Source organism: Blautia sp. 210820-DFI.6.14, from assembly GCF_020558815.1.
In the GTDB taxonomy this organism is placed as follows: domain Bacteria; phylum Bacillota; class Clostridia; order Lachnospirales; family Lachnospiraceae; genus Blautia_A; species Blautia_A obeum.
The window spans coordinates 1-12,743 of record NZ_JAJCKS010000002.1 but is presented as its reverse complement, the minus strand read 5'-3'; the positions used below and the strand labels follow the sequence as shown (position 1 = coordinate 12,743).

The 12,743-nt window shown below is 39.9% G+C and carries 13 protein-coding genes; all 13 read right to left on the bottom strand.

What is annotated here, in order from left to right:
* Nucleotides 1-24 precede the first annotated feature (24 nt).
* Nucleotides 25-1,863, bottom strand: a complete 1,839-nt coding sequence (locus LI112_RS02590; RefSeq protein ID WP_004846990.1) for a caudovirus prohead protease — start codon at nucleotides 1,861-1,863, stop codon at nucleotides 25-27.
* A 43-nt stretch (nucleotides 1,864-1,906) separates the two neighbouring features.
* The gene (locus LI112_RS02585) at nucleotides 1,907-2,737 is read right to left on the bottom strand and encodes a hypothetical protein (RefSeq protein ID WP_227190188.1); all 831 of its coding nucleotides are present in this window, start codon (nucleotides 2,735-2,737) and stop codon (nucleotides 1,907-1,909) included.
* Nucleotides 2,737-4,077 carry a phage portal protein gene (locus LI112_RS02580; protein ID WP_227190187.1) on the bottom strand — a complete coding sequence of 447 codons (1,341 nt, stop codon included), beginning with the start codon at nucleotides 4,075-4,077 and terminating at the stop codon, nucleotides 2,737-2,739. Before LI112_RS02580 ends, LI112_RS02585 begins: the two co-directional genes overlap by 1 nt.
* Before the next feature lie 18 nt (nucleotides 4,078-4,095).
* Nucleotides 4,096-5,841, bottom strand: a complete 1,746-nt coding sequence (locus LI112_RS02575) for a terminase TerL endonuclease subunit (RefSeq protein ID WP_004846995.1) — start codon at nucleotides 5,839-5,841, stop codon at nucleotides 4,096-4,098.
* Nucleotides 5,842-5,855: 14 nt separating this feature from the next.
* A complete protein-coding gene (locus tag LI112_RS02570; protein ID WP_004846996.1) occupies nucleotides 5,856-6,194 on the bottom strand; it encodes a hypothetical protein in 339 nt (112 codons plus the stop codon).
* Nucleotides 6,191-6,730, bottom strand: coding sequence for a structural protein (locus LI112_RS02565; RefSeq protein WP_227190186.1), 540 nt, complete (start codon nucleotides 6,728-6,730; stop codon nucleotides 6,191-6,193). The genes LI112_RS02570 and LI112_RS02565 overlap by 4 nt, the downstream gene beginning before the upstream one ends.
* Nucleotides 6,731-6,743: 13 nt before the next feature.
* Entirely contained in the window at nucleotides 6,744-7,157 is a 414-nt protein-coding gene (locus LI112_RS02560) for a hypothetical protein (protein ID WP_004846999.1), read from the bottom strand.
* Nucleotides 7,150-7,488, bottom strand: a complete 339-nt coding sequence (locus tag LI112_RS02555) for a hypothetical protein (protein ID WP_004847000.1) — start codon at nucleotides 7,486-7,488, stop codon at nucleotides 7,150-7,152. The genes LI112_RS02560 and LI112_RS02555 overlap by 8 nt, the downstream gene beginning before the upstream one ends.
* A gap of 285 nt (nucleotides 7,489-7,773) precedes the next feature.
* Nucleotides 7,774-8,016, bottom strand: coding sequence for a hypothetical protein (locus LI112_RS02550; protein WP_009320568.1), 243 nt, complete (start codon nucleotides 8,014-8,016; stop codon nucleotides 7,774-7,776).
* Between the two features lie 10 nt (nucleotides 8,017-8,026).
* On the bottom strand, nucleotides 8,027-10,774 hold the full coding sequence (locus LI112_RS02545) for a helix-turn-helix domain-containing protein (protein WP_227190185.1): 2,748 nt from the start codon (nucleotides 10,772-10,774) through the stop codon (nucleotides 8,027-8,029).
* A 3-nt stretch (nucleotides 10,775-10,777) separates the two neighbouring features.
* Nucleotides 10,778-11,335: a DUF2800 domain-containing protein gene (locus LI112_RS02540; RefSeq protein ID WP_004847004.1), complete on the bottom strand. Its 558-nt coding sequence runs from the start codon at nucleotides 11,333-11,335 to the stop codon at nucleotides 10,778-10,780.
* Nucleotides 11,307-11,597: a hypothetical protein gene (locus LI112_RS02535; protein ID WP_004847005.1), complete on the bottom strand. Its 291-nt coding sequence runs from the start codon at nucleotides 11,595-11,597 to the stop codon at nucleotides 11,307-11,309. The genes LI112_RS02540 and LI112_RS02535 overlap by 29 nt, the downstream gene beginning before the upstream one ends.
* 280 nt (nucleotides 11,598-11,877) lie before the next feature.
* Complete coding sequence (locus LI112_RS02530; RefSeq protein ID WP_009320565.1) at nucleotides 11,878-12,438, bottom strand: PASTA domain-containing protein; 561 nt, start codon at nucleotides 12,436-12,438, stop codon at nucleotides 11,878-11,880.
* Nucleotides 12,439-12,743: the final 305 nt, after the last annotated feature.

Here is a 12,743-nt window from a genome sequence, read left to right as displayed (position 1 = left end):
TTTCGGGATTAACGGAGAAGCCGATTAAGGGAGGTCAGTTACATCCTCTTCGATTGCAATGGCAGAGTACACTCTGGTCAGAGCACCGGAACATCTGGTTTCCAGAAGGGACTTCTCCTGGTTAAAGTCGATATCAAACTGTGTGAAGTGGGTAACTTCGCCGCCCTTTGTGGCACCCAGAGAGTAGTCATTCAGGTTCGTAATGATAGCAAGCAGTTTCTTGGTCTTGCTGTCGTCCGTCTTACGGGTCTTGCCCTCAAACTGCTCAGCGGTAAGAATCTCACCAACGTTAAAAGCAGATGCAAGTTCCGCCTTGGAAGAGTAGATTCTGCGACCATTCATGTCACGAGCCAAAAGCATCACATTAAGCATATGCGGTGTGATATACATATCTGGTGTACCAGTTCCCTTGTAATTCTCTCTTGCATACAGAACCGCATTGATCATAGCCTCGGCGAGAATATAATTTTCACCAAAGTTTGCACCTGTATTGGTTCCCTGAAGCTCTTTCTTTGCGGCTTCTACATCTAAATCTGCATGGATGGTGTACAAATCGTCGTCTGTCCAAATAGGTCTGATTTTATCCGGATCAATTTTACCCTCGTCGCCATCTTCACGACCGTCTCCCAGCATCATTGCGATTGCCAGTTCCTCGTTGAGCATCAAACGATCGATATCATAGAGATACTTAACATAATCAAAGTCTGTGATATCAACAATATCGTCACGATGTAACGCATTCTTTACATAAACGGTCTGCGGATCTGTCGTTCTGCGAACCAATTTGAAGTTTCCAGCCTGTTTCTTCTCTTTACCCTTTTTATAACCTCTGGCACGCAGAGAATCGATACCACGAATATCAGTCTGGCTGGTTCTGATTCTGGAAATAGGGCTCTTATGTACTTTTCTCATCACATTGGAAATCCAGCCCTGATCATTGGTAATAAGCTCAGGGGCACCTGGACGAACTTCCTGATACTCAGGGAAAAGAGCCGTCACATTACCCTCGCCAGCCTGAACAAATCCACCGCTTACCGCATCATGCTGAAAACCATTCTGCTCTGCATAAATCTCAAGTGCAGTCTGGAAAGTGCCAACCTGACTGGTCTTTGCCATCTTGATAATATCCTCCTGGGCAGAATGAGCCAGAAAGCCACCCGTTTCGTTTTTCTTTTCATTGTCAAACACATTATGCTTCATTTCGGTTTTTCCTCCTTTAGAATCATCGTTTTTATCTTCGGGCTTATCCGGTTCCCCGAAAGCCTGTCCGAACATTGCATAGATTACATTTTTCTGCTTTTCGCTGAGCGTATCAAATATCTGCTCAACTGTTTCTTCATCTTCTTCCGTTTTCTCTTCAGAAGTTTTACCTTCCTGCGTTTCGGACTTCTCTTCTTTTTCATCCGCAGAATGATAAATCATAATATTCTCATCATATCCAATAATCATGCGATCTTCCGAAGCGTCACCATGCTCCATGACAGAATCAATGAATGCGCCTGGATTAGCTCCAGCCAGAACAAGGCTCAATTCATAAATAACGCCATGTACTACATTTGCTCCTGCCTGTTTAAGTTGACCGGCACAAATGGAAAGTGAACGAACATCTCCATGCTTCACTAATTTCTTTGCAGCAAGTCCAGATTCACTGTCATTGAAACTACAATAAGCGTAAACACCCTCGTCACGATTTTCCAAAACCGCATGACCGAGCACGCGATTAGGATCGGAATGGGTGTGCCCCCAAACCAGCGGAACGGTTTCTCCATTCTGGTTTTTAAACGCATCTTTTTTGATGGTTCGACCATCAACACAAAGAAGATCGTTTCTAGTAGCCCAGCCACTAAAATCATATTTCTCCATTTTGAAAATCACTCCTTCTATCAGTATTGTGCGAAAGCTATTTCTACTTCCTCCGTTTCCTCTTCTTTACTGCTTTATATTCGGAAGCTATCTTATCAAACTCTTGCTGATAAAGATCTTCATAAGTGGCATCAAGATTTTCTTTTGCTGCTTTATAAGCTTCCCTTGCAGCGGTAACGGCAGCCTTTAACTCTGCACTAACTTTTTCTCTTTCTGATTTAGCATTCGCAGAATTATCAGCCCTTTCTTCTTTGGTGTCTTCAGTAATTCGTTTCTTTTTACGACTTGCGGAAGTTCTCACCTCTTCTTTTTCAGCTTTCGCCTGCTCACTCACCTTAGATTTATCCTCGCTGGCATCATCACGAAGCTTTGCGATTTTCTCATTTCGCTCCGCTACTCGCTTTGCCCTTTCTTCTTTGGATAACCCGGATGGAATTTCTATTGCCATTAAGCGTTCAATCTCGGTATTCTTCTTTTCATCGATACGCTCTTTCTGGTCTTCTGCTTCTTCTCCAATATCCTCCAAATCAGATTTTTTACGAGAATCAACCCTACTCCTTCTCGACGAAGATTCCTCGGTAAGCTGAGCATTCAGTTCCTTTAATTTAGCTGAGATCTGCTCTCGGGTCACCTTGGCTTTTGCTCTCAGCTCAGCAATTTTTTGTTTCCGTTTTTCCTGTTCTTCTTTTACCTTTTCCTTCTTCTTACCAGAAATCTCATTTTTTGTATAAGCCCAGACTTTCTTTCCCTCATCATTAAGCTTTGTTGTGGAACGTCGCCCTTTGAGTTCTCTGGTTCTCATATAATATTCATGAGTTTTCACTGGGTCGTAATAAGGAGACGCATAGTGTTGAAGAGGTTCGTTAATATCCATTAGGGCTCCTCCTCATCATCCGAAACATAGCTTCCTATAATTTCATCAATCTCCTTTTCAAGACCGTCAAGCAGCTCGTTCACTATGCTGTCATAATCGGCTCCAGCATCACTTTCGTTGGGTTCGACATCGTAACTACCATTTGAAGGCTCAGATTTGGCCTCGCTGATATTGCTATTCTTGAGCTCATCAGCTTTTGGATCATCAGACGGTTTCATACCAATAATCTGGCGAATTTCATTTGATGTCATAATCTCATTTCTTGTGAGTTTGTCAGCAATTTCTGACAGATCAGCTACTGGTACAAGTTTGAAGGGGTCACGGAAGAACAGAATCGATTGCTTTTGAGACCTGGCTGTTTTAGTAAGGAACTTACGTTTTAATTCGTCAACGATAGCTGCAATAATCGGTTCGATGGTACGGTTATAATAATTCAACATGGTTTTCTCGTCTGCGGAACCATCCAATATACTCTGAGTGATACCCAACTGGCTATAAAGCATACTCGTCAAGTATTCAATCTGCTTCATTAGATTATTTTCCACAGAACGATTCAACTGTGTGATCCGTTCCGTACCGTCGGTATATGCGATACCATATTTAGAACCGGCCAACTGACGCTCGATCTCGACACGCCTCTTCTCAGCCTGTTGACGCCTTGCTTCTGTTTTTATTACATAGGGAAGCTGAATAATCAAATCAAGTTTTCCCGAACTGCTTTGCTCATCAACAACATCCAACAAATTCAACTTCCTTATCAAACGCTGCATGGTTGAATTGGGCTCGTTAATAACTGCATAAAGCGGATTTTCGATAATTGCTATTGTGTCTTTAGGGACTACAATATCTTCCTTTAACCCTGTTCGCTCGTTATAGACCCTCACCTTAACATGACTCGGAAACCATTCCATAATTTTTCCAGTTCTCATCGATTCGATTTTATACGAACCGGTAATATCCGGATCGTCATCAGTATCTACCGGAACAATCGCTACACATCCTTCATCAAGCATTGACAAAACAATATCTTGAAGAAAAGCCCTACCAGTCTGATCAATATTGGCTGATAGATTTAAACAATCATTCAATCCCGATGAAATTTTTTCAAGAAATCTTTCCGAATCATCTAAACGAACATGCTGAATACTGATTGAAGCACAATCCAACGCAATCCGATTATATACAGAAGTAACAATAGATCTCTCATTACCTCTTGTAAGCCTCGGACGATCTGGTCTGTATGAATATCCAACTCCTATGTCTCTATAGTAACTTGTTGGATCTCTGTTTAAAAAAGCGTTCCAGGCATGTTTAATCCTGGAACCAATTGTAACTTCCATTTTGAATTCGTCACCTCCTTATTCAAAAGCATCTCGATTTAATTTAAAAGCAACGAACGCATCCATCATCGCTGCTACGGCATCAATCTTTGCGTCGTATCTCTTTTTCAATAATTTTCTATTTCCATTCGTGTCTTCCATGACAATACAATTCCCCATCGCAAAAGTCATAAGTTCTTCATCAAACAGAAGCATCCGCTCCTCTGAAAGTTTCTTTAACTCTCCCAATGGAACGGATTCTGTTTTAGCTCCCTGTATCACTTTTTCAATTCCAAACGGTCCGTTTTCAGAAGACCATCGCTCAATAAATTCCTTTGCGTTATACGGGTCATATCCCAGACATCGAACATCGTATCCAAATTCAGTGATATGATTATCCAAGTCCTCATACACTTCCATCATATCGAGAACGGTGCCTTCAAGAACAATCAAGCTCCCTTCTTCCATAAACTGATCGTATTTAATTCTCATTGCTGCTGGAAGTTTCATCAGAGTTGATGAAGAAATGTAGTTTCTGGTTTTGATTCCAAAAGAACCATTTGATAATGGAAATAAAAATGTAAAAGCACAGAAGTCATCACCTTGTGATAGATCAATGCCCAAAGAACACGGCATCTGCCAATAACTTCTCTTTTTATGAAGAAGTGTTTCTTCATATGTAAAATAATAGGTATAACCTTCCATCGGTAAACCAAATCTTTTTGCCAAAATATCGTTTCTCGCGGCGGGAGATTTTTCAGCTCTCTCCACATCAAGCTGATATGTTTCATAGCTTACTGTTTTACCGATATTGGGGTTCGCCTTCAACCACATATCTGGATTTCCAACTTCATCAATGGAATCCAATTTATACCACCAAATAGACACATGTGGATTAACATACTCCCCTTTGAGGATGTCTAGTAACTCCATTTTGATGGTATCGCCTGCTCCGTTTCTTACAGTTCCCTCAGAACTCGTAGCAACGATAATGTAGTCATCCAGCTTCGATGCACCTTGTTCAAGAGCACCAACAACATCTTCTCTCGTGTCTCCTGATAACCACTCGTCCACTGTGGAAATTTTAGGACGTAATCCCTGAAGCTTTGCTATGGACATCGGTCTTACTTCCAAAAGCGAACCAGTGAGAAAATTCTCAATACCTTTTTTGGTAGAAGCAAGCTTCATTCGCTTCGCTTTAGAACCGGTTGTATTCTGCAAAGAACCTTCTGTGAGGAACCGGAATAAAGGACCTCGTGATCGAGTAATTGCTGTACGGAATGGCGACATTACTTCATCAGCCTGTTTCATTGTAGGCGCAGTTGTAACTTGATGTGTTGTAGAAGGATCAATGTTTAATCCATATGACTGAATACATGTGTCATACAAAGATTTTGCAGCACCACGCCCCACAATAAGATATTGCTTTTTTATCAATCGCTGCTTAATCCTTTTATTTACATAACGCCCACCATGCCCATCGGAACTTGGCTCCCATACGCTCCTCTCAACAAAGTAATACCATCCATAAACCTGCTCTCCCCATAATTTAAACGAATCAAGCAGATTCAAGTCAGAACCATCCGTCAATGTCAGTTCCGATTCACAATAAGCAATCCATCCCTCGACCGCTTGATCGTCGTAATAAATACCTGGATTAGCTATTAAATCATCAACTCGATTCATCTCCATAGAGATTTCTTTGCAAACGGGTATCTCCCCTCTTATTACGGCATCTCGAAACATGCCGTAGTATTTGGGAACGGCTGTGTTTGATAATGCCATAATAATTAAATCACCTACTTGCCTGTTGCTTTCTTAATAGCCGCATCAATACCTTTCGTCATGTATTTTGATACATAATTGGTAGCGGTCTGCTTTGCAGCATTTGTCAGAACATCCTGAACAAATTTTCTTCCAACTGAAATTTCTGAACTGGTTAGCTGCTTGTACTGCTTTTCCATCTGGAGACGGTTAATCTTTGAACGAAGTTCTGAATCAGACATCTTTTTTATTTCATCAGAACTTTCCGTTTTACCAGCTCTCCCATTCGCTCTTGTAAGCTGTGCTGGTGTCCTACGAACTCCCCATTTCATTCCGAGGATTCCATAATGTTGCAGCATTTCTTCATCACTCATTTTGAATTTCCCTCCTTTGCAATGTAAGATGTTATTCCATTTGCTTCGTTTCCGGTTTCATAATATGGGACTTCTGTTATCACAATGTTTCGCTCAAGAATCTTATTTTCTGTATCCAATGTCTGAGAATCGAACGCTTTCGGTGTTATCTTGTATTCACCATCGTATGATTCATGATCTTCCGATTTTTCGATATCAGTTTCCGCTGCTACATTTAATCGCCATTCCGCTTCAGCAATCATCTTTTCCATTGAGGCTATTACCGCAGAACTCAAAGGGGGATCAAATAGCAATTTTACTTTCATATGCATATAAGATTTTACTAACTGTAGCTTTGTTTCATCAGAAATAAATTCTTTCCACGTGGAAGTTTTATCTCGAATAGAAAATCCTGATGGCGGACCAACGCCAAGTTGAGTCAAAATCATAAACACCGAATTGATATGCATGATAATATCTGAATCGAAGTGTTCATACTCTTCTGTAATACCAAGCATTTTTTTTATTGATGTAAGTACGCTTTCCATAATCTCCATAATCTCCTCTCCATCAACGTTTCCAGGGACATGTATCATTTCTGCTTCGAACAATAGGTTCTGTAATGAGAAGACTTTCGTCTCCGTAATGAATGGCATTATGTGTTGTAAGAATTGTTGAGATGAGATATTCGGGATTTAAAAGGAAATCGCTTCTTTTTAAAATATCCTCTACGGAAATTGGATTCATATGATGAATCAATATTTTCCCATATATTTCATGTCCTTCTATTCCAAGATCGCATCCATTATCTCTCACAATCACAAAATCACGAACTGACTTCCATTCTGTAGACCGATAAAAAATCTGATTCAAATATCGGTCAAATCCAAAAGTGTCTGTCCCGACAACTCCGCCTAAACGAAGATACTCGTATCGTTCTTTAAAAGTCTTCAATTTTGATAGTTCTGCATATGTCCTAATCATCGTCGTTACCCTGTCCGCTGTATATACGAAATGCATTGATGGCATCTTTATAGAGATCTTTAATTTCGTCAGTGGAATCAATAGCCCTCACTTTTGCCCTGGCTAAATTATTCTCTTCTGCTAGTCGTTCTTGTTCTAGCTTTTCTCTGGAAGATCCTAATTTCAGATAATGCGTAATGACTTGAGAAGAAGCAGTCCCCTCCAGTAATTGCTTTTCAGCCAAGTCAACAGCCAGAGAAATCATTTGAAGTTCTCTTGCTTCCGGAGTCAAAGCAGGGCGAATCTTTTTGGAAGAGCTTGTCGATTCGGAACTCTTTACTTTTCTAGCCATTTACTGTCTCCTTCCCATGTGTTTTTCAATAGATTCATAAAAGTTTTCTGGCAGTATTTAAAAGAACCCACAAAGCTGACTGCAACTTTTTTACCGAAAGGAGAAAAAAGAGTAAAAAGAACCACAGCTTATTACTTAGTCAACCTTATGAGCTCTGTTAAATACTGCCGGAAGGTAAAAACATTCTCCGAAAAATACCCCCGGGGAATTTTCAAAGACCGCCGCGATGACGGAGGGGGTGCATTTTTTGCGACACCCCCCCTATACCATTACACCGCAATATGATTATGTTTTTTGCACAACTTTTTTATAGATATTCCGAAAATCATATTTCAAAATTTCATCAATTGCTCGTTCATTTTCCAACTCATTTTCTTCTTCTGAAAGTTGATCGGATGTTCTCGCAATTCTTCCAAGATACGAACATGTATGATAACCTTTTTCCTCATCGAACATGAACCATGAAGTGAACTGTTCAAATGGATCAAAAGGATTATCAACAGTTGTAAGCATACATTTGCTTGCCATTTTACTTTGTTCACTCCTTTCCATTCAGATACTTCGACACTGTAGAACTCGATACACCTAAAGCTTCTGCTATCTCAGCAGTGCTATAACCCGAAGCATTCAAGGCTGCGATTCTATTTGCTTTTGCTGGGCTTAGTGTTGTTGTCACACGAGGCGTGGCTCTTTGTCTGACAGTATCTATGTTTGTGTTGTTAAGAATCTGGGTAAGTTTATTCTCGCTAATAGCTCCCGCTTGAATTGCTTCCCATTCACGATCTGTAATCTCGATAGGCGTTCTCTTTGCACCAACAGCGGTACGAGCCGCAGTAAGAGCCTGTTGATTAGCCTTCTTGATTTCGGCTTTTGTCATGTCTGGGTTGTCTTTCTTTTTAGCAGCCACAATAGAATTAGCCATGGTCTGTGCCTGACGTTCTCTAGGGGCATTCTTTAAAGCAACATTCAACTTTGACATAAGAGAGTCCACTTCAACTTGATAAGTCTGTTTTGCAGAAGCGGAGTAAGCTATTTTCCCACTACTAATCATCTCCTTACGAGCCTGATTAGCCAGGGCCTTCATGGTATTAGCATAGTCCGCATACGCCTCTTCCTGAGGAGTTCCAGATGAAAGTGTCCGAGCATCTCTGGTTTCTGCCATCTTGGTACTCTTCTGAGTTCGTACCTGGGTTCTCCCATTCTTATCCACATACTCCTCTCGAACAGTCTTCCAGCTTTGCTCACCGGTTTCTTTATCGATAATCGGACTTCCTTTTCTTTTTAACACTGAGGTTTCAGACTTTGCTCTTGAAATCAACGTAGCAGCTCCACCATAACCATCATCATTTTCATGAGCCTGGTATTTTTTCTTCAGGGCTGTGATTCCATTATCTTGCTCACTCTTTTTATAATCGAGTTTATGCTTCTCGGCATCGATAACAACCATACTATGGCGGACCGCTCTTGCTAATTCATCCTGAGTAGCTCCTTTTAACGTCATGTCAGTAATCAGATTTGAAATTTTACCCATTTCTGTCTGAGTATTATTCATAATCTTAATCTTCTGACCGCTTTCGTTATAGTAGTCACCACCCTTTTTGACTGTTCCATACGCCATTTTAGGATCGAATCCCTCAAGACCTTTCAACTGTGGAGTCGATGTGATTTTCACTCTACTATTGGATGAGTTGCATGGAATGACCATAACGGTATCACCATCAAAATCTGCTCCAGAAAGTCTATCTGCTACTTTTTTATTGATTCCGATGGCATCCGCCGGCGTGTTCCCAAGAACTCTTCTTCCCTCAGCTTGTTTGTTGTTTACTGTCAGAACGGGAATCTCAAAGGTTCCTCCATGCGGATAACGAACTAAAGCCACAGTTTCTCCATTCTTATAGTTCGGAGCATAAACTTCGTTATCTTTAATAGAAGTTAAAGGAAGAATAACCTGATACTTCTGACGAGGAAGAGCTGCCGCTTGTAAATGGACTGCCGCTGCATCGCAATCATCAGCAAAAGATTTTAGAAGAGCTTTCTTTACAGTCGGATTAGTCAAAGAACAAATCTCATCAAATTCTGATTGCTTATCTGCTGCTGCCAGATTAAGTTGTTTCTTAATTAAGGTTCGACTCTGTTTAGATAAGAACTGTGATGGAAGTTTATCCGCCCATTCTCCCCAGTCTCCTTCTTCCGCACGCTTATTTATTAGTGAAAGCTGCTTCTTACCATTCTTATCATAGTAATAGCTCTGACCGCCTTTCACAGAAGTCGGGTTGTCGGGATCATTAACGCCTTCTTTAATCAAAGAACCAAACGGGTTATCCGGATCATCTTTGATTGGTTTTAAAACATCCATTTTAGGAGTTCCTTTTTTCTTATTGGTGTTGAACACAACATCTACACCATCCGGCAAGTCATCGGAATAAACCGCCATACCTTTAATGTAATGACTTCCGTCAACCAAAATTCGTACCTGTGCATAATGCGATTCTCCCAAAGACAAATCATCAACACCTCTACGAATTTCAACAACTCCATCTTTCAATTCACCGCCATCTTCGGAATAGCGAATTTGAAGTCGCTTAGAATCCATACTTTTCGGATAAACAAATTTAGGATCGAAGGTTTCTCCATCATCGTGGGACACATAATCTTTCAAAGAATTGATATTCTCAAAATCATAAATTTCTTTATGCTCTGTTCCAGGAGGACAGATTACCCGAAGAGTAGTCTTTTTACCCGGATTTGTTATCTGATCCACTCTACCTCCATAAACAGGATAGCCTTCCATCTCCAACATATAGAGAGCTTCATTCAATTTCTCTTTTGAAATGCCAAGTTCTCTTTCTACACCTGCACCGACATCGATCATACCTTTTTCATCAATTTGCTTTTTGATAAATTCAGCAGTGGTCTTCGCCTGGTTCATGCGAACTTCGGAATTTTCATTCAGTAAAGAACGAACAGATGAATCATTTGCAAACCCCATCTCTTTTGCAATTTCATTTAGACTTAGTCCGTCTTCCCTAAGAGACTTCGCCCTTGCCACATCCAGTGCACGCCTCTCATCTTTCGCCAATGATTTCTGTGTACGATATTGTGTGGTGGTTAATCCCATAGCTTTTGCAATTTCCGTATCACTCATTCCCTGGCTCTTCAACTCATCTATTCGACTAAGAAAATCTCCACTATGCTGATATGGATTTTCACCAGAGCCCCATGGATAGCGTCCAGAACGGCGAGGCATTCCATAATGCATTAAAATTTCTTCCGCAATTGGATTCATAATTTAGCCCTCCTGTTCTTTGATTTTGTTAATTACTTTGTCAAATGTAATAATTTTATCCATGATTGGAACGATGATTTCTGCTGTTGGATTTTCATATAAAATCTGATTGCTCTGATAAATTCTCAACTCTATGTCGATATCAGCCGGTTTAATTTTATACTCCAAACAAAAAAGAGCCGCATATATTTCAAGCTGCTCCATGTGTGCTGGAATGACACCTGTTTTTAAATCGTGAATACGAAGCATCCGATTTCGAAACACGATTGCATCGGTTGTACCAAAGCAATTCTCCGAATAAAACAGGGGTTGCTCTGGAATCATTTTAAAACCAATGGCATCATTCACATACATATTTAATGTTTTCTGTGATTTTGGAAGTTTTTGACCGAGAGTAATACATCTCGCTGCAAAATCGTGAAGTTCAGTTCCTTTTTGAGTTGCCAAAAATTTTGAATATGACTCGGCAACTTTGGATTCATCATAATTGATCCAATGATATTTACTCGCACCAAGAAAGGCGTGTTGCCCTTCAAGAGCGGAATGCTTGTTGAAGATCATATAACACTTCCTCCTTATTCTCCGGACAAATAAATCTTGAAAATGACATCTCATTCATTCGTCCAACATAATATTCTTGATTTGGTTGTTTCTTGGCGCGTACACTTTTTTTACATTCTAAGGTGGCCCATTTATCGTTATAAAGAATTAACAAATCAGGAATACCCTGAATATGACTGGCATCGAGTTTTGTAACTATGCAGCCTTTGAACATTCTTTTTAACTCTTGAATCAATTTGTTTTGAAATTCACTTTCAAGCATAGATGAGCCTCCTTTCTCCAAAATAAAAGAGAGAATGGCTGTTTTAACCCTCTCTCTTCATAACAGTCTATGTTTTTTTCGCGCGCAAAAAAATACCAAATGAAAATAAAAAAGACAGGGACTCGTTAAAGAATCTCTGTCTCACTTAACCAATATTCAATTTTAACTATTATTTCTGAGATACCGTATCAATATCCAGATTAACCATAATCCACCAGTACATAACGTGAGTATTACATCCAATATCAATCCGGCTGTACTCCTCTTCTTTTTTCCGCTTTTACTCATTTGGCATATCCTCCCCTATTATTTTTTCTTTGTTATTTCTTTTAAAGATTTTTGTCACGCTCTGTTTTGTCCTTTTCGCAACAACCGAAAGATTTTCTCTAGTGCGTTCCTTGGATTCTTTTTTGTTGCGTTGCAGTTCGTCAAATATTTTTTGACTTTCAATAATAACTTCATCTGGTATGTATCTTAAACATACTGTCGAGCCGATTTTAACGACGGTTCCTTGTTTAGGGTTCGAACCTATAACCTGAGAATCAAAACAGTCCTTATATCGTGGATTTGCTTCCTTTATGGTTAGTTTGCTTGTAGAACTTTTTAGTCCACAATCCTCTAACATCCTCACTGCTTGTTCCAGATCTATTGGAAATCCTTTATGATATAATTCTGGTATCTTAATCTTTTCTTCTGTTTTTTCAGAAGATTTATTCTTTGCATTATTGATAGCATTTGCCACCAAAGGTGTTGCCGCGGTTGCCAAACCAGCAAGTGCACTTATGACACCGATAACATCTGTTGAACCTTTATTATTTTTATTCGTATTATTCGTTCCCAATGTATATCCCTCTCAATCAAGTAATATATGGGCAATAAAAAAGTGCGCCTCCAACAGAAGACGCACCGAAAAAATGCATCTCCCATTGTTGCCACACAATCTCGCTCCGTTTAAGGGTATGAGTAAAGAGAGAATACACTTTTTACCAAAATGAATTCCCTTAAACGAATTTGCGATATTTGATTGTGTGGCACTTATACTATACCATAAACCGTTGATAAAGAAAAGATTTTTTATTAGCTCTTGACATTGTAGGATTACAATACATGTGTTACAACTGAATAATTAAAAAGCGGAAATACCTT